This window comes from Pseudomonas sp. PH1b (assembly GCF_000633395.1).
Classification (GTDB): domain Bacteria; phylum Pseudomonadota; class Gammaproteobacteria; order Pseudomonadales; family Pseudomonadaceae; genus Aquipseudomonas.
This window is the reverse complement of the sequence record NZ_AYMU01000007.1, coordinates 204,917-226,884: the sequence shown is the minus strand read 5'-3', so window position 1 is coordinate 226,884 and position 21,968 is coordinate 204,917. Positions and strand designations below refer to the sequence as shown.

18 protein-coding genes are annotated in these 21,968 nt (G+C 62.5%); 9 read left to right on the top strand and 9 right to left on the bottom strand.

The window, feature by feature from the left end:
- Positions 1-52: 52 nt before the first annotated feature.
- Positions 53-2,332 carry a bifunctional 23S rRNA (guanine(2069)-N(7))-methyltransferase RlmK/23S rRNA (guanine(2445)-N(2))-methyltransferase RlmL gene (gene rlmKL, locus U873_RS0113630; RefSeq protein ID WP_025128782.1) on the bottom strand — a complete coding sequence of 760 codons (2,280 nt, stop codon included), beginning with the start codon at positions 2,330-2,332 and terminating at the stop codon, positions 53-55.
- Positions 2,333-2,876: 544 nt separating this feature from the next.
- On the opposite strand from rlmKL, the gene rmf reads away from it, so the two are divergent.
- The gene (rmf, locus tag U873_RS35225; RefSeq protein ID WP_015634760.1) at positions 2,877-3,092 is read left to right on the top strand and encodes a ribosome modulation factor; all 216 of its coding nucleotides are present in this window, start codon (positions 2,877-2,879) and stop codon (positions 3,090-3,092) included.
- A gap of 145 nt (positions 3,093-3,237) precedes the next feature.
- Here rmf and U873_RS0113625 read toward each other — a convergent pair whose 3' ends face one another.
- Entirely contained in the window at positions 3,238-4,257 is a 1,020-nt protein-coding gene (locus tag U873_RS0113625) for a quinone-dependent dihydroorotate dehydrogenase (protein WP_025128781.1), read from the bottom strand.
- A 230-nt stretch (positions 4,258-4,487) separates the two neighbouring features.
- On the opposite strand from U873_RS0113625, the gene U873_RS0113620 reads away from it, so the two are divergent.
- The 8 genes from U873_RS0113620 (at position 4,488) to cobA (ending at position 16,203) form a co-directional block, all read left to right on the top strand.
- The gene (locus U873_RS0113620) at positions 4,488-5,699 is read left to right on the top strand and encodes a CmpA/NrtA family ABC transporter substrate-binding protein (RefSeq protein ID WP_025128780.1); all 1,212 of its coding nucleotides are present in this window, start codon (positions 4,488-4,490) and stop codon (positions 5,697-5,699) included.
- Between the two features lie 15 nt (positions 5,700-5,714).
- On the top strand, positions 5,715-6,290 hold the full coding sequence (locus U873_RS0113615) for an ANTAR domain-containing response regulator (RefSeq protein WP_025128779.1): 576 nt from the start codon (positions 5,715-5,717) through the stop codon (positions 6,288-6,290).
- 386 nt (positions 6,291-6,676) lie between these two features.
- Positions 6,677-7,888 carry a NarK/NasA family nitrate transporter gene (locus tag U873_RS0113610; RefSeq protein WP_025128778.1) on the top strand — a complete coding sequence of 404 codons (1,212 nt, stop codon included), beginning with the start codon at positions 6,677-6,679 and terminating at the stop codon, positions 7,886-7,888.
- A 7-nt stretch (positions 7,889-7,895) separates the two neighbouring features.
- Entirely contained in the window at positions 7,896-9,566 is a 1,671-nt protein-coding gene (locus U873_RS0113605; protein WP_025128777.1) for a bifunctional protein-serine/threonine kinase/phosphatase, read from the top strand.
- A 390-nt stretch (positions 9,567-9,956) separates the two neighbouring features.
- Positions 9,957-12,410 (top strand): nitrite reductase large subunit NirB, encoded by a 2,454-nt coding sequence (nirB, locus tag U873_RS0113600; protein WP_025128776.1) that lies wholly within the window; start codon positions 9,957-9,959, stop codon positions 12,408-12,410.
- Entirely contained in the window at positions 12,407-12,724 is a 318-nt protein-coding gene (gene nirD / locus U873_RS0113595; RefSeq protein ID WP_025128775.1) for a nitrite reductase small subunit NirD, read from the top strand. The genes nirB and nirD overlap by 4 nt, the downstream gene beginning before the upstream one ends.
- Complete coding sequence (locus U873_RS0113590; protein ID WP_025128774.1) at positions 12,724-15,441, top strand: nitrate reductase; 2,718 nt, start codon at positions 12,724-12,726, stop codon at positions 15,439-15,441. The genes nirD and U873_RS0113590 overlap by 1 nt, the downstream gene beginning before the upstream one ends.
- A gap of 9 nt (positions 15,442-15,450) precedes the next feature.
- Positions 15,451-16,203 (top strand): uroporphyrinogen-III C-methyltransferase, encoded by a 753-nt coding sequence (gene cobA / locus U873_RS0113585; RefSeq protein ID WP_025128773.1) that lies wholly within the window; start codon positions 15,451-15,453, stop codon positions 16,201-16,203.
- A gap of 77 nt (positions 16,204-16,280) precedes the next feature.
- Here the strand turns inward: cobA and U873_RS0113580 are convergent, their stop codons facing one another.
- The 7 genes from U873_RS0113580 to U873_RS0113550 all read right to left on the bottom strand — a co-directional run bounded on the left by U873_RS0113580 (position 16,281) and on the right by U873_RS0113550 (position 21,939).
- Entirely contained in the window at positions 16,281-17,258 is a 978-nt protein-coding gene (locus tag U873_RS0113580) for an OmpA family protein (protein WP_025128772.1), read from the bottom strand.
- Positions 17,259-17,365: 107 nt separating this feature from the next.
- Positions 17,366-17,956: an RNA polymerase sigma factor SigX gene (gene sigX, locus U873_RS0113575; protein WP_025128771.1), complete on the bottom strand. Its 591-nt coding sequence runs from the start codon at positions 17,954-17,956 to the stop codon at positions 17,366-17,368.
- Between the two features lie 88 nt (positions 17,957-18,044).
- Entirely contained in the window at positions 18,045-18,869 is an 825-nt protein-coding gene (locus U873_RS0113570) for a mechanosensitive ion channel domain-containing protein (protein WP_008048604.1), read from the bottom strand.
- A 2-nt stretch (positions 18,870-18,871) separates the two neighbouring features.
- Positions 18,872-19,117 (bottom strand): hypothetical protein, encoded by a 246-nt coding sequence (locus tag U873_RS0113565; protein WP_025128770.1) that lies wholly within the window; start codon positions 19,115-19,117, stop codon positions 18,872-18,874.
- A gap of 63 nt (positions 19,118-19,180) precedes the next feature.
- Entirely contained in the window at positions 19,181-20,176 is a 996-nt protein-coding gene (locus U873_RS0113560; protein WP_025128769.1) for a zinc transporter ZntB, read from the bottom strand.
- A gap of 25 nt (positions 20,177-20,201) precedes the next feature.
- Positions 20,202-20,693, bottom strand: coding sequence for a ribonuclease E activity regulator RraA (gene rraA, locus U873_RS0113555; protein ID WP_025128768.1), 492 nt, complete (start codon positions 20,691-20,693; stop codon positions 20,202-20,204).
- A gap of 256 nt (positions 20,694-20,949) precedes the next feature.
- Positions 20,950-21,939 (bottom strand): alpha/beta fold hydrolase, encoded by a 990-nt coding sequence (locus U873_RS0113550; RefSeq protein ID WP_025128767.1) that lies wholly within the window; start codon positions 21,937-21,939, stop codon positions 20,950-20,952.
- Positions 21,940-21,968 lie beyond the last annotated feature (29 nt).

Here is a 21,968-nt window from a genome sequence, read left to right as displayed (position 1 = left end):
CCGTCCCCAAAGCCTGAAATAAGCAGGCCTCGGGGGGGAGCTTGGCTGAACCTTAGCGAGCGGTGATTTTCCAGGCGCGGTGGATTTTGCTGTTGCGGGCGAAATCCGGGTCGATGGTTTTCGCGGTGATCTCCTCGACCAGATAGCGCGCAGCCAGGTTCTCATCCAGCTGGAACTTGCGAAAGTTGTTGGAGAAATACAGCACGCCACCCGGCGCCAGGCGAGCCATGGCCAGGTCCAGCAACTGCACCTGGTCACGCTGCACGTCGAATACTCCTTCCATGCGCTTGGAATTGGAGAAGGTCGGCGGATCGATGAAGATCAGGTCGAACTCGTCCCGGCAGGTATCCAGCCAGGCCATCACATCACCTTGCTCCAGGCGGTTCTTGTCGGAGAAACCGTTGAGGGAGAAGTTGCGCCGCGCCCAGTCCAGGTAGGTCTTCGATAGGTCCACGCTGGTGGTGCTGCGCGCCCCGCCCTTGGCCGCATGCACGCTGGCAGTGGCGGTGTAGCAGAACAGGTTGAGGAAACGCTTGCCGGCGGCCTCTTTCTGGATCCGCATGCGCATCGGCCGGTGATCGAGGAACAACCCGGTGTCCAGGTAGTCCGTCAGGTTAACCAGCAACTTGACCCCGCCTTCGCGCACCTCGGTGAACTGGCCCTGGGCGCTCTGGCGCTCATACTGCTTGGTGCCGCTCTGGCGCTCGCGACGCTTGATCACTACCCGGCTCTTGTCGACATTCAACGCCTGCGGGATCGCCGCCAGGGCATCGAACAGGCGCGCCTGGGCCTTCTCCGGGTCCACCGACTTGGGCGCCGCGTACTCCTGGACATGCACCCAATCCTGGTACAGGTCGATGGCCAGGGAGTACTCGGGCATGTCGGCGTCGTAGACCCGATAGCACTCGATCCCCTCGCGCTTGGCCCACTTGCCCAGCAGCTTGAGGTTCTTTTGCAGGCGGTTGGCGAACATCTGCCCGCCTTCGCTCAAGCGCGCCTGTTCAACCACAGGCGCCGGTACCGGAGCAGGTTTGATCGGGTTGCCATTCTTGTTGTACTGGCGCTCTTGCGGGGCGGCAGCGGCCTGGCTTTCAGCCTGGGCCTGAGCCTGCTCGCGCTCGAGCTGACGCTGTTCCGGGGTGCGACGCTCGCCGGTGACGAACTGGTCTGGCAGCACCTTGATCAGCAGTAGCTTGCAGGGCAAGGCGCCGTTCCAGAACGAATACTGCTTGTGGCTGCGAATACCCATGCGCTTGCCCAGGTCCGGGGCCCCGGTGAACACCGCCGCTTCCCAGTTCAGGCAGGCCTGGCGCAGGCGCTCGCCAAGGTTCTGGTAGAGGTACAAAAGGCTCGCCTCGTCCCCCAGTCGCTCGCCATAGGGGGGGTTGCAGATCACCAGGCCTTTCTGGTTCTGGTCCGGGCGCGGCTCGAAAGTCGCCACTTCGCCCTGGTAGATCTTGATCCACTCGCTGAGACCGGCGCGCTCGACGTTGTTGCGCCCCGGCTGAATCAGCCGCGGGTCGGCCTCGTAGCCGCGAATCCACAGGGGCGGCTTGGCCAACCCGGCCTGGGCGCGAGCCTGGGCCTCATCGTGCAGCTTGCGCCACAGGGCCGGCACGTGGCCGAGCCAGGCGGTGAAGCCCCACTGTTCACGCTTGAGATTGGGCGCGATGTCGGCGGCGATCATCGCCGCTTCCACCAGGAAGGTGCCGACACCGCACATCGGGTCCGCCAGGGCCCCGCCATCGGCAGCGATACGCGGCCAGCCGGAACGGATCAGGATCGCTGCCGCGAGGTTTTCCTTCAGCGGTGCGGCGCCTTGCTGCAGGCGGTAGCCGCGCTGATGCAGGCTGTGGCCGGAGAGGTCCAGGGACAGGATGGCTTCGCCACGGTCCAGGCGCAGGTGGATGCGCAGGTCCGGATTGAGCTTGTCCACCGAAGGCCGCTCACCGGTGGGCGTGCGCAGTTTGTCGACGATGGCGTCCTTGACCTTCAGCGCACCGAAGTGGGTGTTGTCGATGCCGGAACCGTGGCCACTGAACTCCACGGCCAGGGTACCGTCGGCCAGCATGTGGTCCTGCCAGTCCACATCCAGCACGCCGTGGTAGAGGTCTTCGGCGTCCTTCATCGGGAAGCGCTTGAGGACCAGCAGCACCCGGTTGGCCAGGCGCGACCACAGGCACAGGCGATAGGCCGTTTCCATGTCGGCCATGCCGCGTACGGCAGAGGTGTGCTCACGCGCCTGCTCAAGGCCAAGCCCGACGGCTTCCTCGATCAGCAGGCCTTCGAGGCCCTTGGGGCAGGTGAGGAAGAGTTCGTAACGATCCGACATGGGAGTACCAGGGCCTTTAGCAATAAGTGAACGGGCAACGCATCGCCCGCTCGGTTTTCAATCAAGCGCTTTTCTTCAAGAGCGCTCGTGTGGCACGAAACTGTGCCGTCCCACCCCGGCCGGAGTGCTTTTTTGCAGGGCAAAAGAGCTTAGAGACCGAGGCAGATAAAAAGTCAGGGCAACAAAATGACATAAGTCGACCCTTCGTCGAATAGTAGTTGAGTGCAACCGCTCGACATTCTCACTAAAGCATTAACCTCATCATCTAGTGAGAGGCTGATCATAGCGGGCTTTGCCTGACAAACCGGATACAAAACCCCTCAGGCTTATAGCCTGGACAGCAATATCGTTACGTCCTTATGACAAAACGATCATTCACTTGCTGTGACCTATTGGTTAGAACTCAACACAGGTTGGCGCCGCAACGGCGTCAACATCAAGGCTCGCGACGCCGGCAGCGAGCACCAACGGCAGAAGCAATCTGCCCGACCTCAGATGAAGGTCGACGGGACATAAGACAGTCAACAAGTGAGGGAAACACCCTATGAGAAGACTAAAGCGTGATCCGTTGGAAAAAGCGTTTTTACGCGGATATCAGTATGGCGTTAATGGCAAGTCCCGTGAGCTTTGCCCATTTACTCTACCGTCGGTACGCCAAGCCTGGATTAACGGCTGGCGAGAAGGACGCGGCGACAACTGGGACGGTATGACAGGCACTGCGGGCATCCACAGACTCAACGAACTTCGCGCTGTCGGCTGATCAGGGCACATTCCGACACCTACAACTTGAATAGATGACGACTTAACCACGCACGCCCCATCCGGGCGGCGGGCTTCGGCCCAGGGGCTCCTTCGAGGAGCCCTTTTTTATCAGCGCGGTTTCAACCCGCCTGCTGCAATCCCCCTCAGCCCATGGCCGCGATGGCATCCACCGATTCGCGAATCAGCGCCGGGCCCTTGTAAATGAAGCCCGAGTACAGCTGCACCAGGCTGGCCCCCGCGGCAATCTTCTCGGCCGCGTGCTTGCCTTCGGTGATGCCGCCCACGGCGATGATCGGCAAACGGCCGGCCAGTTCGGACGCCAGGACCTTGACCGTATGAGTACTCTTCTCCCGTACCGGCGCGCCGGACAGGCCGCCCGCCTCAGCGCCGTGCTCCAGGCCTTCGACCCCTTCACGGCTCAAGGTGGTGTTGGTGGCAATCACCGCATCCATGCCGGTTTCCAGCAAGGCCCGGGCCACCTCGATGGTTTCCTCGTCACTCATGTCCGGAGCAATCTTGATCGCCAGCGGCACGCGCTTGCCATGGATCGCCGTCAGCTCCTGCTGGCGCTGGCTCAAGGCCGACAATAGCTGCTTGAGGGACTCACCGAACTGCAAGCTGCGCAGGCCCGGCGTGTTCGGCGAGCTGACGTTGACCGTGACATAGCTGGCATGGGCATAGACCTTGTCCAGGCAGATCAGGTAATCATCCACCGCCCGCTCCACCGGGGTGTCGAAATTCTTGCCGATATTGATCCCCAGCACGCCCTTGAATTGCGCAGCCGCGACCCGGGCCAGCAGGTTGTCGACCCCAAGGTTGTTGAAGCCCATGCGGTTGATGATGGCTTGCGCCTCGGGCAGGCGGAAAATCCGCGGCTTGGGGTTGCCTGGCTGGGGACGCGGGGTGACGGTGCCGATCTCGACAAAACCGAAACCCAGCTGAGCGAAACCATCGATGGCCGCGCCGTTCTTGTCCAGGCCTGCAGCCAGCCCCACCGGGTTCGCGAACTCCAGGCCCATGACCTTGACCGGCATCCGCGCCGGCGCCTTGCACAGCAGACCGTTGAGGCCCAAACGCCCGCCCGCGCCGATCAGGTCCAGGGACAGATCGTGGGAGGTTTCCGGGGAGAGTTTGAACAACAGCTGGCGGGCCAGGGTATACATGGGCGGGATGAACTCGGTGGCGGCGAAATAAGGCGCCGATTATAGCCGGCGCCGGGGCCTGCAGGCGAGGCGCAGAGTGAAATCCCCGGCGGCTGGCATATGCCTTGCACTCTCTTGACTATGCAGACCTCGGCCAACGGCGGCCCAGGTCGAAGGACAATGGCGTCGTCACCCGCACCGGCCCTGCCCGGCCGGCGGGGACGACGCTTTTTCATGCAAGGTGCCAAGCCATGACCGATCTTCCCAACACTGCGCTGGCCTGGGTCAACGGCAGCGACGCCCCGGAAAAGTCCGCGATCAACCTGGGCTTCATGGCCCTGACCGATTGCGCCTCGGTGGTGGTCGCGGCTACCCAGGGTTTCGCCCAGCCCTACGGCCTGACCCTGAACCTCAAGCGCCAGAGTTCCTGGGCCAACCTGCGGGACCAACTGGTCAGTGGCGAACTGGACGCCGCCCACAGCCTGTACGGCCTGATCTACGCGGTGCACCTGGGCATCGGCGGCATCAACCCCTGCGACATGGCAGTGCTCATGGGCCTGAACCAGAACGGCCAGAGCATCAATCTGTCCCGGGAACTGCAGGCCCTCAAGGTGACCAGCCCTGAAGCACTGGACCGCCACGTGCACCAAAGCCGGGCGAGGTTGACCTTCGCCCAGACCTTTCCCACCGGCACCCACGCCATGTGGCTGTACTACTGGCTGGCCAGCCAGGGCATTCACCCCTTGCAGGATGTCGACAGCGTGGTCGTACCGCCACCGCAGATGGTTGCCCACCTGCAGGCCGGACGCATCGATGGCTTCTGCGTCGGCGAACCCTGGAGCGCCAGCGCGGTACAGCAAGACCTGGGCTTCACCCTGGCCACCAGCCAGGCGATCTGGCCCGACCACCCGGAAAAGGTGCTCGGCTGCACCCGCGCCTTCGTCGAGCAGTACCCCAACACGGCTCGGGCCCTAGTCATGGCGGTCCTCGAAGCCAGCCGCTTTATCGAGCAAAGCCCGGAGAATCGCCGCAGCACCGCTCAGCTGTTGAGCGCTGCCGACTACCTGAATGCACCACTGGACTGCATCGAGCCACGCCTGTTGGGCGACTACGCCGACGGCCTGGGCAATCGCTGGCAAGACCCTCACGCCCTGCGCTTTCATGGCCAGGGCGCCGTCAACCTGCCCTACCTGTCGGACGGCATGTGGTTCATGACCCAGTTCCGCCGCTGGGGCCTGCTGCGCGAAGACCCGGACTACCTGGCCGTCGCCCGCCAGGTACAGCAGCTTGAATGCTATCGCGAGGCGGCCACGGCGCTGGGTATCGCCGCCTGGGGCCAGGACCTGCGCAGCAGCCAGTTGATCGACGGCAAAGTCTGGGACGGCACGCAACCGGCTGCCTATGCCCGCAGCTTCAAGCTGCATGCCTTGAGCGACAGCCCTGCCCTTGTCGCCCAGCGCTGATCGGAGCCCGCCACCATGCTGCGTATCCTGCTGATCAACGACACGGCGAAAAAAGTCGGACGCCTCAAGGCCGCCCTCAGCGAAGCCGGTTTCGAGGTGATCGATGAATCCGGCCTGACCATCGACCTGCCTGGGCGCGTCGAAACGGTGCGCCCGGATGTGATCCTGATCGATACCGAGTCACCCAGCCGTGATGTCATGGAGCAAGTGGTGCTGGTCAGCCGTGACCAGCCCCGGCCCATCGTGATGTTCACCGATGAGCACGACCCTCGGGTGATGCGCCAGGCCATCAGGTCCGGGGTCAGCGCCTATATCGTCGAGGGCATCCAGGTGCAACGCCTGCAACCCATCCTCGATGTGGCCATGGCGCGCTTCGAAAGCGACCAGGCCCTGCGTGCACAACTGCAGGCCCGGGACCAGCAACTGGCGGAACGCAAGCGCATCGAACTGGCCAAGGGCCTGTTGATGAAGATGAAGGACTGCGACGAAGAACAGGCCTACACCCTGATGCGCCGCCAGGCCATGGGCAAACAGCAGAAGCTGATCCAGGTGGCGGAACAGATCATCGCCATGCAGGAACTCCTCGGCTGAGCGAGCCCCGGTAGGAGCCGGCTTGCCGGCGAATAGGCCTCTGAACCTTGTGCCGGTCCTGAGGGCGCCTTCGCTGGCAAGCCAGCTCCTACAGCCAGCCCCACAACCAGCCCCACAACCAGTTCCACAGCCAGGTCCTGAGCCAGGTCCTGCTGCTGGGGTCGACAGGGGTTGGCGCGGCTCTTGCTATCAGATCCACAACGGTAACCAACGGCGGTTGCCCCACCTACGACAAAGACGTCGCGCACCCTGCTCGCCCACAACGAGCCGGGTGCCGACGTTTTTGCGTTTTGGCCCCACTGAACGGGGTCGGTGGCGCGGCCGTGGCGGCGCTCCACCTGCTGGCTCATGACGATTCCAACGATTCTTATCAGCTGAGGTGCGCGATGAATTCAAGCTTCTGGAAATCCGGCCACACCCCGACCCTGTTCGCGGCCTTTCTGTATTTCGACCTGAGCTTCATGGTCTGGTACCTGCTGGGCCCCCTGGCGGTACAGATCGCCGCCGACCTGCAACTGAGCACCCAGCAGCGCGGGCTGATGGTGGCCACGCCGATCCTTGCCGGCGCGGTACTGCGCTTCATCATGGGCCTGCTGGCCGATCGCCTGTCACCGAAAACCGCCGGCCTGATCGGCCAGGTCATCGTCATCGGTGCGCTGTTCGGGGCCTGGCGGCTGGGCATCCACAGTTATGAGCAAGCCTTGCTCCTGGGCGTATTCCTCGGCATGGCCGGGGCCTCCTTCGCCGTGGCCCTGCCCCTGGCCTCGCAATGGTACCCACCGCAGCATCAGGGCAAGGCCATGGGCATCGCCGGAGCCGGCAACTCCGGCACCGTGTTCGCCGCACTGATCGCCCCGGTGCTGGCAGCAGCCTTCGGCTGGAACAACGTCTTCGGCTTCGCCCTGATTCCACTGCTGCTGACCCTGGGCCTGTTCGCCTGGCTGGCGCAGAATGCCCCCGAGCGGCCCCGGGCCAAATCCATGGGCGACTACTTCAAGGCCCTCGGCGACCGTGACAGCTGGTGGTTCATGTGCTTCTACAGCGTCACCTTCGGCGGCTTCATCGGCCTGGCCAGCGCCCTGCCCGGCTACTTCAACGACCAGTACGGCCTGAGCCCGGTAACCGCTGGCTACTACACCGCCGCCTGCGTGTTCGGCGGCAGCCTGATGCGCCCCCTGGGCGGCGCCCTGGCGGACCGCTTCGGCGGCATTCGCACCTTGCTGGCGATGTACAGCGTGGCGGTGATCTGCATCGCTGCTGTAGGCTTCAATCTGCCCAGTTCTTACGCTGCCCTGGCGCTGTTCGTCTGCACCATGCTCGGCCTGGGAGCCGGCAACGGCGCGGTGTTCCAATTGGTGCCGCAACGCTTTCGCCAGGAGATCGGAGTCATGACCGGGCTGATCGGCATGGCCGGCGGCATCGGCGGCTTTGCCCTGGCAGCAGGCATGGGTGCCATCAAGCAGAGCACCGGCAGCTATCAACTGGCCCTGTGGCTGTTCGCCGGCCTCGGGGTACTGGCCTGGTTCGGCCTGCATGGGGTCAAGCGTCGCTGGAGAACCACCTGGGGCTCGGCCGCCGTGACTGCGGCGCGAGTCTGAGACGGCCATGGCCCTGCAACTGAGTCACGCCCAGGCCAGCGCCACCGGCCCTCGCAGGGAAAACCAGGATGCCGTGCGCCTGGTGACACCGGCGCCAGCCCTGGCTGCGAGCAAGGGCCTGCTGTTCGCCATTGCCGACGGTGTCAGCCAGTGCGCCGATGGCGGCCTGGCCGCACGCTCCACCTTGCAGGTCCTGGCCCTGGACTACTACGCCACGCCGCAAACCTGGGCCGTGGCCCAATCCCTGGAGCGCCTGCTGATCGCCCAGAACCTCTGGCTCCAGGCCAATGGCGGTGGCCAGCCCCTGCTCACCACCCTCAGCGCCCTGGTGCTGCGGGGCCGGCGCTTCACCCTGGCCCATGTCGGCGACTGCCGGGTCTACCGCTGGCATGACGGTCAGTTGCAACGCATCAGCGAGGACCACGTCTGGGACCAGCCGGGCATGCAGCACGTGCTCAAGCGCGCATTGGGGCTGGACCAGCACCTGGTGCTGGATTTCCTCGATGGCGAACTGCGCCTGGGGGAAAGCTTCCTGATGCTCAGCGACGGGGTCTGGGCCACCCTGGGCGACACCGCGATTGCCGCGATCCTGCGGGACCAGCCGGACCCGGATACCGCCGTCGCCACCCTGGTCAGCGCCGCCCACCTGGCCGGCAGCCAGGACAACGCCAGTGCGCTGCTGGTACGGGTCGAGCAACTGGGGGAGGACAGCATTGGCGACGCCCTGATGCACCTTCAGCAATGGCCCCTGCCCCCGCCACTGAAACCCGGACAGCGGTTCGAAGGCTGGCACATCGAAGGCATGATCAATCGCAGCCGACAATCGCTGCTGTATCGCGTGCATGACGATCAGCAGCAAGCCTGGCTGCTGAAAACCCTGCCCGAGGCCCTGCGCGATGACCTGCCGGCCTGCCAGGCGTTGCTGTCCGAAGAATGGCTGCTGCGCCGGGTTGCCGGGCGACACTTTCCCCAGGTGCATCACGGCGGCTCACGCCAGCACCTGTACTACCTGATGCGCGAATACCCCGGGCAGACCCTGGCGCAGCTGTTCCAGCAGAGCGGCCCGCTGCCCCTGGCCCAGTGGCAGTTTCTCGCCGAGCGCCTGCTGCGTGCCGTGGGCCTGCTGCATCGACGGCAGATCCTGCATCGAGACCTCAAGCCGGAGAACCTGCTGCTGGGGGACGATGGCGAATTGCGCGTGCTGGATTTTGGCCTGGCCTACTGCCCCGGGCTGTCGGCGGACCCGGCCCACCTACTGCCCGGCACCCCGAGCTTCATTGCTCCGGAAGCCTTCAGTGGCGAAGCTCCGAGCCCGCAGCAGGACCTCTATGCCGTGGGCGTGACCTTGTACTACCTGCTGACTGGACATTACCCCCATGGCGAGATCGAAGCGTTCCAGCGACCGCGCTTCAGCCTGCCGGCGCCCCCCAGCCGCTACCGCCCGGACCTCCCGGAATGGCTGGAGCACACCCTGCTCCGCAGTGTCGCCAGCAACCCGGCGCAACGCTTTGAAACGGCCGAACAATGGCTGCTGGTACTGGAGCAAGGGGAACGCTGCAGCTTGAGCCCGCGCGCCCTGCCGCTGCTCGAGCGCGAGCCACTGAAAGTCTGGCGCAGCGTGGCCCTGGTAGCGTTACTGCTGAACCTGGTGCTGCTGTTCCTGCTGCTGCGCCACTGAAAGCCGTGGGCGAGGCCGTCCAGCCAGGAACGAAACCGTCAGGACGTGCGGTGACGCCCCGACACTCAAAGCGGGTCTTCGCAGAGGCAATGGCGATCGCGCCGAAAAAGGGCGACCTGCCTTGATTCGGTGCAACACATGGCACCGGCAAGCCCCAGAACCGGCGCCGGCGCCTTGCAGACTCACGACTTCAACAAGTTGGCACAGGCGCTGCATCAGCTTATGCAACAGACATAAAGCCCGCCCTTCAACGACGAAGGCAGGCTTCCCGAGAGAACGGGACCGGACAAAGGCGTCCTCGTCAGGCTACTGACGGGACGCCTTTTTTGTTTGCGCGCATTTTGTCGAGCCAGGCCTCACACCGACCGGCCTGTGCTCCCGGAGAAGCCCATGAAAAGACTCAAGCTGGTGATGATCGGCAACGGCATGGCCGGGGTACGCACCCTGGAGGAACTGCTCAAACTGAGCGACGAGCTGTATGACATCACGGTCTTCGGCGCCGAACCCCACACCAACTACAACCGCATCCTGCTGTCGCCGGTCCTGGCTGGCGAGCAGACCTTCGAGGAGATCGTCCTCAACGACCTGGACTGGTACCAGGACCACAACATCAAGCTGCTGCTCAATCGCAAGGTGGTGCACATCGACCGCAGCAAGCGCCGGGTGATCGCCGAAGACGGCAGCGAAGCCGAGTACGACCGTCTGCTGATCGCCACCGGCTCCACGCCCTTTATTCTGCCGATCCCCGGCAAGGACCTGCTGGGCGTCATTGGCTACCGTGACATCGCCGACACCCAGGTCATGATCGACACCGCGAAGACCCATCGCCATGCCGTAGTGATCGGCGGCGGCCTGCTGGGCCTGGAAGCCGCCAACGGCCTCAAGCTGCGGGGCATGGACGTGACCGTGGTGCACATCGGTGAATGGCTGCTGGAGCGGCAGTTGGACCAGACCAGCGGCCAGTTGCTGCAAAGTGCCCTGGAAAGCCGGGGGCTGAAATTTCGCCTGGGCGCACAGACCCAGGCCCTGATCGATGCCGGCAACGGTCGGGTCGGCTCGGTGCAGTTCAAGGACGGCCAGAGCATTCCCGCCGACCTGGTGGTGATGGCCGCCGGCATCCGCCCCAACAGCGAGCTGGCTGAGCGCGCCGGCCTGCCCTGCAATCGGGGAATCCTGGTCAACGATACCCTGCAGACCTTTGACCCGCGCATCTATGCCATCGGCGAATGCGCCAGCCACCGCGGCATCGCCTACGGCCTGGTAGCGCCATTGTTCGAGCAGGCCAAGGTCTGCGCCAACCACTTGGCCCAACTGGGCTTCGCCCGCTACCAGGGTTCGGTGACCTCCACCAAATTGAAGGTCACCGGTATCGACCTGTTTTCCGCCGGCGACTTCATGGGCGGCGAAGGCACCGAGACCATCACCCTGTCCGACCCGATCGGCGGGGTCTACAAGAAGCTGGTGATCAAGGACGACATCCTGGTGGGCGCCTGCCTGTATGGCGACACCGCTGACGGCGGCTGGTACTTCCGGCAAATCCGGGAAAACCAGGCCATCGGCGAGATCCGTGATCACCTGATGTTTGGTGAAAATGCCCTGGGAGATGTCGGCCACCAGGGCCAGGACAAGGCCATGAGCATGGCCGACACTGCCGAAGTCTGCGGCTGCAACGGCGTGTGCAAGGGCAGCATCGTCAAGGCCATCCAGGAACAGGGGCTGTTCAGCGTCGACGAGGTCAAGAAACACACCAAGGCCGCCAGTTCCTGCGGCTCCTGCGCCGGGTTGGTGGAGCAGATCCTGATCAACACCGTGGGTGGCGCGGCGGACGTCAAGCCGAAAAGCGAGAAAGCCATCTGTGGCTGCAGCGACCTGACCCACGGGCAGATCCGCCAGGCCATTCGCGAGCAGCACCTGCTGACCATTGCCGGCACCATGGGCCACCTCAACTGGCGCACCCCCAACGGCTGCGCCACCTGCCGCCCGGCGCTGAACTACTACCTGATTTCCACCTGGCCCGGCGAGGCCCGGGACGATCCGCAATCACGGCTGATCAACGAGCGGGCCCACGCCAATATCCAGAAGGACGGCACCTATTCGGTGGTGCCGCGGATGTGGGGCGGCGTGACCAACCCGTCCGAGCTGCGGCGCATCGCCGACGTCGCCGACAAGTACCAGGTGCCCATGGTCAAGGTCACCGGTGGCCAGCGCATCGACCTGCTGGGGATTCGCAAGGAAGACCTGCCGGGGGTCTGGAAAGACCTGGACATGCCCTCCGGCCACGCCTACGGCAAGTCCATCCGCACAGTGAAGACCTGCGTCGGCAGCGAGTTCTGCCGCTTCGGCACCCAGAACTCCACCCAACTGGGCATCGAGCTGGAACACGACTTGTTCAACATGTGGTCGCCGCACAAGGTCAAGCTGGCAGTCTCCGGCTGCCCGCGCAATTGCTCGGAAGCCGGGATCAAGGACGTGGGCATCATTGGCGTCGACTCCGGCTGGGAGATGTACATCGGCGGTAACGGCGGGATCAAGACCGAAGTGGCCGAGTTCTTCGTCAAGCTCAAGACCGCCGAGCAAGTGCGCGAATACAACGGCGCCTTTCTCCAGCTGTATCGCGAAGAGGCCTTCTACCTCGAACGCACCGTGCACTACCTGCAACGGGTCGGCATGGAACACGTGAAAAAGGCCGTCCTGGAAGACCCGGAGCGACGCAAGGCCTTGAATGAGCGCCTGCAGTTCGCCCTGTCCCTCGAACAGGACCCCTGGCAAGCGCGCCTGGCCGAGCCGCAATTGAAGAAGGAATACGAGCCCATCGCAGTCAAACAACTGGAGGTGCCGGCATGAACTGGCTGGATATCTGCGCCCTGGAAGACATCAACACCCTGGGCTCGCGCATCGTCAAAGGTCCCAGGGGCGATATCGCGATCTTTCGCACCAGCGACGACGAAGTCTTCGCCCTCGACGACCGCTGCCCGCACAAGGGTGGGCCGCTGTCCCAGGGGCTGATCTATGGAAAGCGCGTGGCCTGCCCCCTGCACAACTGGCAGATCGACCTGGAGTCCGGCGCGGCCCAGGCCCCGGACATTGGCTGTGCCCACCACCACCCGGCACGCGTGGCCAGTGGCCGGGTGCAGTTGGCTCTGCGGGATGCTGGGTGATGCCGCGCCAAAGCACCGCCTCGACCTGTTGCTACTGCGGGGTCGGCTGCGGCGTGCTGATCGAGCATGACGGCCGGGAGATTTTCGGCGTCAGTGGCGACCCGACGCACCCGGCCAACTTCGGCAAGCTGTGCAGCAAGGGCGCCAGCCTGCACTTGACCGGCGACCACGCGGCCCGCGCGCTGTACCCGGAACTGCGCCTGGGCAAGGCCCTGGCCCGCAGCCGCTGTGACTGGGACAGCGCCCTGGAACATGCCGCTGGGGTGTTCGCCCAGGCCATCGCCGAGCATGGCCCGGACAGCGTGGCGTTCTATATTTCCGGGCAACTGCTGACCGAGGACTACTACGCCTTCAACAAGCTGGCCCGGGCCCTGGTGGGCACCAACAACATCGACAGCAATTCCCGGCTGTGCATGTCTTCGGCGGTGGTGGGCTACAAGCGCAGCCTGGGGGCCGATGCGCCGCCGTGCAGCTATGAGGACCTGGAGCAGAGCGACTGCGTGATGATCGTCGGTAGCAACATGGCCTACGCCCATCCGGTATTGTTTCGCCGCCTGGAACAGGCCAAAAGCCAACGCCCGCAGATGAAAGTCATAGTGATCGACCCGCGTCGTACCGACACTTGCGACCTGGCTGATCTGCACCTGGCGATCTTGCCCGGCACCGATGTGGCGCTGTTTCACGGCATCCTCCACCTGCTGCTGTGGGAGGACTGGATCGACCGGGATTTCATCCAGCAACACACCGAGGGCCTGGTGCAGCTCAAGGCGCTGGTCCGCGATTACACCCCGCCGATGGTGGCGCAACTGTGCGGCATCAGCGTCGAACAATTGCAACAATGCGCACAATGGGTGGGGACGGCACCGAGTTTCCTGTCCCTGTGGTGCATGGGCCTGAATCAGTCCAGCGCCGGCAGCGCGAAGAACAGCGCGCTGATCAACCTGCACCTGGTCACCGGGCAAATCGGCAGGCCTGGCGCGGGGCCCTTCTCGCTCACCGGCCAGCCTAACGCCATGGGCGGCCGTGAAACCGGCAGCCTGAGCAATCTGCTCCCCGGACACCGGGAAGCAGCCGACCCCGAACACCGCGCCGAAGTCGCCGCTTACTGGGGAGTGGAACGGTTGCCGGCGTCCCCCGGATTGACGGCCATCGAACTGTTTGAGCAGTTGCACGAGGGCCGAATCAAGGCGCTGTGGATCGCTTGCACCAACCCGGCACAATCGCTGCCGGACCAGAACCGCGTGCGCGCCGCCCTGCAGAGCTGCCCCTTCGTGGTCCTGCAGGAAGCCTTCGGCACGACTGAAACCGCAACCTTCGCCGACCTGCTGCTGCCCGCCGCCAGTTGGGGCGAGAAGGAAGGCACGGTGACCAATTCGGAACGACGGGTATCCCATGTACGCCAGGCCATTGTCGCCCCCGGCGAGGCACGGCCGGATTGGGCGATTACCGTGGACTTCGCCCGGCGCCTGGAACGCCAACTGCGTCCCGGCCAGCCCAGCCTGTTTGCCTTCGACAGCGCCGCCCAGCTGTTCGATGAGTACAAGGGGCTGACCCGGGGCCGCGACCTGGACCTGTCCGGCCTCAGCCATGGCTTGATCGATCGCCTCGGCCCGCAGCAATGGCCCTTTCCCAGCGGTGCAACACAAGGCACTCCCCGCCTGTATGGCGATGGCCGCTTTGCCACCGCCACTGGCCGCGCCCGCCTGGTCAGCACCCCCTACGTGGCCGCCAAGGAACAGCGCGACGCCCGCTTCCCCCTGACCCTGATCACCGGCCGGCTGCGGGATCAATGGCATGGCATGAGCCGCACTGGCACTGCGGCGCAGCTGTTTGGCCATGTCAGCGAAGCGCTGTTGAGCCTGCATCCTGAAGATATGCGGCGCCAACGCCTGCAGGACGGAGACCTGGTAAACCTGAAAAGCCGGCGCGGCAGCGTAATCGTCGCGGTGAGCGGAGATGACAGCGTACGCCCCGGCCAGGCCTTCCTGCCGATGCACTGGGGGGATCGCTTCCTCAAGGGTGGAGTCAATGCCGTCACCCAGCCAGCATTCGACCCTCTGTCCAAGCAACCGGAACTCAAGCACAGCGGTGTGCGCCTGGAGCCGGTGCAACTGCCCTGGCACCTGTACGCGCTGATCGAGGGCGATGTGCAGGCTCATATACGGATCCTGCGCCCCCTGTGCGAAGCCTTTTCCTACGTCAGCCTCAGCCTCGCCGGTCGCGAACGCCCGGCGCTGGTGATTCGCGCCGCCCACTCGGAGGCACCGCCGGTGCATGTGCTCAAGGCTATCGATCAGCAGTTGTCACTTGATACCGGGCCAGTGCTGGCCTATGACGATCCGCGCCGAGCCATCGGCAAGCGTGTGCGCATCGAACAAGGCCGGATCACCAGCATCCGCCTGGCCGGGGAAACCCTGGCCAGGCACTGGCTGCAGGCACTCTGGCTAGACGGACGCGCAGATGAACAGCTGCGACGCTGGCTGCTGGCTCCATTGAGCACTCCTCCGGGAAGCAATCGCCTGGGCAGTTTGCCAGAGCGCACGCTGTGCACTTGCAGGAACGTCAGTTATCGCGCGGTGTGCGCCGCAATAGCCCAGGGCCTGGACCTGGCACAACTGAAACAACAACTGGGTTGCGGTAGCCAATGTGGCTCTTGCGTGCCGGAGATCAAACACCTGCTGGCGGCTCCGGTTCAACCTGTCGCCGTCCCTGTGTGAGGAAAGCGAATGAGTGCAAAAGTCTGGCTGGTAGGCGCAGGCCCCGGAGACCCGGAGCTCTTGACCCTCAAGGCGGTACGCGCCCTCGGCGAGGCCGAGGTGGTGCTGATGGATGACTTGGTGAACAGCGCAGTACTGGAGCACTGCCCCAAGGCGCGGGTCATCCCGGTGGGCAAACGCGGTGGTTGCCGCTCCACGCCCCAGGCCTTCATCCATCGCCTGATGCTGCGCTATGCCCGTCAGGGCCGCTGTGTGGTGCGTCTCAAGGGGGGCGACCCGTACATTTTCGGACGCGGTGGCGAAGAGGCCCAGTGGCTCAAGGAACGGGGAATCGAGGTAGAACTGGTCAACGGCATCACTGCCGGCCTGGCCGGTGCCACGCGTTGCGATATCCCCCTGACCCTACGTGGTGTCGCTCGAGGGGTGACCCTGGTGACCGCCCATACTCAAGATGACAGCCGCCTGAACTGGCAGGCCCTGGCCCAGGGCGGCACGACCCTGGTGATCTACATGGGTGTTGCGAAACTCGCGGAAATCGGCGCGCAGTTGCGCGAAGGCGGCATGGCAGCCGATACGCCGGTTGCGATGATCGAAAACGCTTCGCTGCCTGAGCAGCGGGAATGTCGCAGCGACCTGTTGAACATGGAGCAGGATGCCCAGCGCTTCATGCTCAAGAGCCCAGCCATCCTGGTGATCGGGGCGGTAGCTGGAACAGCCACCAGCACGGCGGTCACCGCCATGACCAGCATGCAATTGGCCTGAGCACGGGCGCAGGGTCACGCAATCGCAGGCAAAGAAAAACCCGGCCTAGGCCGGGTTTTTCCAAGCTACAAGGCTAATTACTTAGCTTGAGCTTCAACCGAGGCTTCTACGCGACGGTTAACTGCGCGACCAGCTTCAGTTGCGTTGTCGGCAACTGGGCGGGACTCACCGTAACCAACGGATTGAACGCGGTTAGCGCCAACGCCGTACTGGTTGACCAGAACTTGCTTAACGGCGTTTGCACGACGCTCAGACAGCTTCTGGTTGTAAGCGTCAGGACCGACGGAGTCAGTGTGACCTTCAACAACGGTGGTGGTCTGTGGGTACTGATTCATGAAATCAGCCAGGTTCTTGATGTCAGCGTAGCTGTTAGGCTTGACGACCGACTTGTCGAAGTCGAACTTCACGTCCAGCTCAACACGAACAACTTCAGCAACTGGAGCTTCTGGAGCTGGCTCAGGAGCTGGAGCTGGAGCTACTGGAGCTGGAGCAACTTTGCCACCGCTGCCGCCGAAGTTCACACCCAGACCGATGGTAGGAGCGTAGTCCCACTTACCGTTGTCCAGCTTGTAGTCAGCTTCAACGCCGGCACGGGCGAACAGGTTGTCGGTGAAGTAGTACTTAACACCAGCACCTGCAGTCAGGAAAGTCGACTGGTCGCGGCCGCTGTGACCGTCAGCGATCACGTTGGTCATGCTCTTGTGAGCAACACCGCCGGAAACGTATGGACGCAGAGCGTCACCCACGGTACCAAAGTGGTACTGAGCGTTCAGGCCGAAGTTGTCGCCTTTGATTTTCTGGTTACCAGTACCGTCGTTAGAACGGGTGTGGTTGGTCTTGTCGTAGGTGGCGTTCAACGACAGGTCGTCGGTCAGGAAGTAACCGATCGATGCGCCAGGGTTGAAACCATCTTCAACGTGATTAACGCTGTCGTTGTACTGTTTTTTGTAAAACAGTTCACCCTCGACCGCGCCTTGGCCTTGCGCCAGAACGCCGAACGAAGTCACGGCAACAATAGAACCAATGGCAATGCCCAAGGTGTTTTTCAGTTTCATCCGTTAAATCCCCATCTGGTGATTGTAAAGCAGTCCCACATACCGGGGGACAACTCGGCGGTAAGTCTATCAGAACTCACCTAAACGTAAGAGATATTTGCGCCGAACTAAGTTTCAGCAATGCCTGCAAATTTCTCACGCAATTTATCAAGAGCACGTTTGTAACGCATTTTTGTAGCACTCAACCCCATATGCATGATGTCTGCGATCTCCTGAAATTCCAGCTCTGCGACAAATCGTAGCACCAGAATTTCCCGGTCAATCGGGTTCACATGCACCAACCAGCGGTCAAGTCCGCCCTTCTCCTCAGGTTTCGGCGTCTTCTCTTCAGAAGCCTCCTCGAGGGGGTCAAGACTTAAAGCGTCCATCAACCGACGCTTGCGCCGCTCCTTGCGATACTGCGTGATGCATTCGTTGTACGTGATGCTATATAGCCATGTCTTGAACTTCGATTTACCCTCAAAGTTCTTAAGGCCATACAGCACCTTCAACATCACTTCCTGACAGACATCATCCGCATCCCGATCGTTCCCCAGATAACGCGCGCAAACATTAAATAACGTCCTCTGATAGCGCCGCATCAACTCTTCATAGGCGCGTGTTACGTGGAACAGCTCCGTATGCGAGCGCGCGACCAACTCCTCATCAGAGAGCTCACGGGGGTCATAGCGCGTGGGTAGCGATTGGGTTTTATTCAAAACGAGTCGTGCCGACAGTCAGGTCAATGTCCGCCGCTGCCCGGTGAGGGGCATTTTGCGGCGGCATACATTAGCAGGGTTTGCCGGGTTAGCGGCTACTTACATGCTGTTCCAGCAGGATCCGATTGGAGAGAGAGACTAGCTCACCCTCATCGGTCAGCAATGTAGTCTTGACCGTGCCAATTTCTTCAATCTGGCCTTCGACCTCTCCAACTCGTACTTGTTGCCCAACCTGATACAACTCACGCACATAGATTCCCGCAAGAATCTGTCCGGCAATTTCCCGGCTTCCCAATCCCATGGCCAGCGCAACTGCCAGACCAACGGTAATCAACACAATCACGATCACATGGTTGAGCAGGTCAGTTTTGACCTCCAACTGGCTGATCGCCACGGAAATACTGATGATGATCACCAGCCCCTGGGCAATCCGCCCCAGGCCACTGGCGTAATCCAGCCCTACGCCCTCCGCCGCTCCGCGCACCAGCCCATTGGCCAACTGCGCCAACAAAACCCCCACCAACAGCACCAGCGCAGCACCGAAAACCTTCGGCAAATACAGCGCAAGCATGTCGAGCGTAGCCGAAACTCGCTCAAGTCCAAGGGATTCAGCAGCAGAAACCAGAAAAATCAGCAGAACGAACCAATAGACGATCTTGCCGATCAAGGTCGAGATCGGTACTTGCAGGCCCGCCCGGGACAACAATTTGGTCAAGCCGGTACCGCCCATCAAGCGGTCCAGGCCCAGCTTGGCCAGCAATTTGGACAGCAGGGTATCGAGCAGCTTGGCTACCACGAAGCCCAGCAACAGCACCACCAGTGCGCCGAACAGGTTCGGAATGAAGTTCGCCACCTTGGTCCACAAGGCAGTCATCGCCGTGACGAGGCTCTGAGTCCAGAGATCCAATTCCATATTCAATCAGCCTTATCAGCAGTGCGAGCAGTAGGTTTACGACGTGAAACCGGCGCAATATGGGCCGATCCGTTATTCAAGGCGATCATCAGCGCCGGCAGCCAGCGGCCCAGCAGGCTGAACAGATCCCCTGCCCCGACCTGACGGTTGGCGGTTTTCAGTACGCGGCCCAGGCAAGCATCGTCATCGCGGCTCGATGGCGAGGCTTTGAGCATGTCACGCAAAGACTGTTCAAACGGATCGTGCATACGCACCTCTGGTGATATCTGAAAAAGACGCGATCAGATTTACTCGGGTCACATGAGGCATCGTCACACCCACCGCAAACGACGAAACAACCACCATTGCCCCAGCGCCACCGATATCAACAACAGGCAAGCGATGATGAATCCATAAGGGCTTGCGGAGAACGGAATACCACCGACGTTGATGCCCAGCAGCCCGGTAAGAAAACTCATGGGCAGGAAGATCCCGGTGATGATCCCGAAACGGTACATGGTGCGATTCATGCGCACGCTCAAGCGCCGGTCTTCGGCCTCCAGGGCAAGCCCCACGCGCTCTCGAGTCAATTCCAGCTCTTCCAGGTAACGGGTCAGGCTGTTGTGCAATTCGTTCCAGTAGTCGCCATCATCGACGGCAAACCAGGGCAGTTTTATCCGACTCAACTGCGCGAAAATATCCCGCTGAGGAGCCAGGAAACGCTTCAGTCCGGCAGCCCGACGACGGATCTGCAAAATGCTGCCGTGCTCGGGGGTATACCGTTCGTCGGCATCCAGTTTTTCTTCTTCGCCATCGACCACTTCCGAGAGATCGCTGACCAGATCCTGCACTTTATGAGTCAGGTACTCGGCCATATAAAGGAGGAGTTCGGCGGCGTTTTTCGGCCCCTTGCCCTCGGTCAATTGCAGCAGCAACTCATCAGTGGCGCGCAGCGGCCGCAGGCGCAGGGAAATCACCCGCTGGGCGGAGGCGAAGATGCGCACCGAGACCATGTCTTCTGGCTCGGCTCCCGGGTTGAGGTTGATGCCCCGCAGAAACAGCAGCAGCTCCGCCTCGGGCAGAGCCAACAGACGCGGCCGAGTGTTCTCCTCCAGCAGCAGGTCACAGCTGAACTCGCTCAGGCCGCTGGAGCGGCGCAGCCAGGTCTGGGTCTGCGGATGACTGCGATCCCAATGCAGCCACAGGCTTTCATGGGCCTGCAACTGCAGATCGTCAAGCTCGGTCCGGGCAATCGAACGCGCACCGCCTTCACCATCCAGCACCAGGGCATGCACCAGCCCCCATTGCGCGTTTTCTTCCTCGAACATCCTCATCCCTTGTCAGGCCGATTGCTTATTCAGGCATCTTCAGTGGGCTTGGCGAGATGATTACGCCATTGTTATCGGCATAGATGTACTCGCCCGGGCGGAAAGTCACCCCGGCAAAGGTCACCGCGACATTGAGGTCGCCGATGCCGCGCTTGTCGGTCTTCATCGGGTGGCTGGCCAGGGCCTGGACCCCAAGGTCGGTCTGCGCGATGACGTCCACATCGCGGATGCAACCGTAGATCACCAGGCCTTCCCAGCCGTTCTTCGCCGCTTTTTCCGCCAGCATGTCGCCCAGTAGCGCCCGACGCAGCGAACCACCGCCATCCACCACCAGCACCTTGCCGTGGCCCTTGAGATCGACCTGCTCCTTGACCAGCGAGTTGTCCTCGAAGCACTTGATGGTGACGATCTCGCCGCCGAAGGAATCACGGCCGCCGAAATTGCTGAACATCGGCTCGACCACCTGTACCAGGTCCGGGTAGGCGTCGCACAGGTCGGGAGTGAGGTAATGGTTCATCGAGAAACTCCTGTAACAGAAAGAACACGATCGAAGGTGACGGCAATTCCAGGGACATGCTTAAAAAATACGAGCTCGGGCCCTGGATGTTTAACCTGCGCTGTCTGAGCGGCGGGTTCATCCAGGCGGTATTTTCGCAGCCATTGCACCGGAACTGAAAGTCGGCTCAATAACTGAATGTGACCAAAACATCGCAAGGCGTCATATCTTAGCCGCAAGCACCTCTGAGCGAAATGCCCTTGTCAGAGCCTTTGCCTCAAACCGTGGCGACCTGCTCACTGGCGGAAATCAGCAGCGGCGTGTGCTGATCCTGGAGCCAGCGCGCCACCAACGGCCAGACTTCAGTCTGCGCCTGTTTGCTCACCAGCATCTCGACATGCCCGAAATTGCCACTGAATCCCTGGTCACGCCCCAGGCAGACAAACTGCTTCTGCTCGCTGCCCAATTGATCGAACAATTTGCGACAAGCCCAGCTCGGATCCTGGTGATCCCCTGCGGCGCTGACCGCCAACGCCGGCACTGACACCTGCGCCAGGCCCGCCCACCAATCCTTGTCGGCATCGCCAAAGCGACCGAACAGACCATGCCAACGCATGCTTTCCAGTGCCAGGCCAACAGGCTCATCTTCCGGCCCTCGCTTGAGCCGTGAACCCGACAGCTGGGCAAAACGCTTGATCAGCACGCGCCCGCCCCACTCCACCAGGGGAATCTTCAGGGGCCAATAGGTGCGGCTGATCTGGGTACCGAAGAATGCCGCCGAGGCGACCCCCGGCTCGCCCAGGTACTCTCCACCCAAGGCCGCGGCCAAGGTGGTGCCGCCCAGTGAATGACCGATCCAGTGAGGAATCTGAGCGCTTTGCTCGCGAACAAAGGCGGCAATTGCCGGCAAATCGTAGCGAGCGTAGTCGGCCACCCGATTCTTGCGGTAATCGGCATTGCGTCGCGACAAACCGTGCCCACGCATTTCCGGGATCCATACATCGAAACCGGCACGGGCCAGATAGGCCCCCAGGCCAATGCCCTTGGGTGAATACCAGAAACGCCGGTTGGAAAAGCTGCCATGCAGCAGAATCACCGGGACACCCCGGGCTTCAGGCTCATCGGCCAGTCCCAGACGGGTCACGGCCAGCTCCACCGAAGGATCGGGACTGTTACCGGGTTTCAAGCGATAGACATCTTCGCTGAGGTCGCCTCGACGCTCGGCGCTGATCAAGGCGACGGGAAATAAGTTGCTGCTGCTTTGCATATTCTTCTTGCACAAAAAAGGGCGGCATC

Excerpts from the sequence above, each read along its gene's own strand:
- U873_RS0113615 (WP_025128779.1), top strand. The coding sequence starts at position 5,715 with ATGCTGCGTATCCTGCTGATCAACGACACGGCGAAAAAAGTCGGACGC.
- nirB (WP_025128776.1), top strand. The coding sequence starts at position 9,957 with ATGAAAAGACTCAAGCTGGTGATGATCGGCAACGGCATGGCCGGGGTA.
- cobA (WP_025128773.1), top strand. The coding sequence starts at position 15,451 with ATGAGTGCAAAAGTCTGGCTGGTAGGCGCAGGCCCCGGAGACCCGGAG.
- U873_RS0113605 (WP_025128777.1), top strand. The coding sequence starts at position 7,896 with ATGGCCCTGCAACTGAGTCACGCCCAGGCCAGCGCCACCGGCCCTCGC.
- rlmKL (WP_025128782.1), bottom strand. The coding sequence starts at position 2,332 with ATGTCGGATCGTTACGAACTCTTCCTCACCTGCCCCAAGGGCCTCGAA.
- nirD (WP_025128775.1), top strand. The coding sequence starts at position 12,407 with ATGAACTGGCTGGATATCTGCGCCCTGGAAGACATCAACACCCTGGGC.
- rmf (WP_015634760.1), top strand. The coding sequence starts at position 2,877 with ATGAGAAGACTAAAGCGTGATCCGTTGGAAAAAGCGTTTTTACGCGGA.
- U873_RS0113560 (WP_025128769.1), bottom strand. The coding sequence starts at position 20,176 with ATGTTCGAGGAAGAAAACGCGCAATGGGGGCTGGTGCATGCCCTGGTG.
- U873_RS0113550 (WP_025128767.1), bottom strand. The coding sequence starts at position 21,939 with ATGCAAAGCAGCAGCAACTTATTTCCCGTCGCCTTGATCAGCGCCGAG.
- U873_RS0113570 (WP_008048604.1), bottom strand. The coding sequence starts at position 18,869 with ATGGAATTGGATCTCTGGACTCAGAGCCTCGTCACGGCGATGACTGCC.
- U873_RS0113590 (WP_025128774.1), top strand. The coding sequence starts at position 12,724 with ATGCCGCGCCAAAGCACCGCCTCGACCTGTTGCTACTGCGGGGTCGGC.
- U873_RS0113610 (WP_025128778.1), top strand. The coding sequence starts at position 6,677 with ATGAATTCAAGCTTCTGGAAATCCGGCCACACCCCGACCCTGTTCGCG.
- U873_RS0113625 (WP_025128781.1), bottom strand. The coding sequence starts at position 4,257 with ATGTATACCCTGGCCCGCCAGCTGTTGTTCAAACTCTCCCCGGAAACC.
- rraA (WP_025128768.1), bottom strand. The coding sequence starts at position 20,693 with ATGAACCATTACCTCACTCCCGACCTGTGCGACGCCTACCCGGACCTG.
- U873_RS0113580 (WP_025128772.1), bottom strand. The coding sequence starts at position 17,258 with ATGAAACTGAAAAACACCTTGGGCATTGCCATTGGTTCTATTGTTGCC.
- U873_RS0113620 (WP_025128780.1), top strand. The coding sequence starts at position 4,488 with ATGACCGATCTTCCCAACACTGCGCTGGCCTGGGTCAACGGCAGCGAC.
- U873_RS0113565 (WP_025128770.1), bottom strand. The coding sequence starts at position 19,117 with ATGCACGATCCGTTTGAACAGTCTTTGCGTGACATGCTCAAAGCCTCG.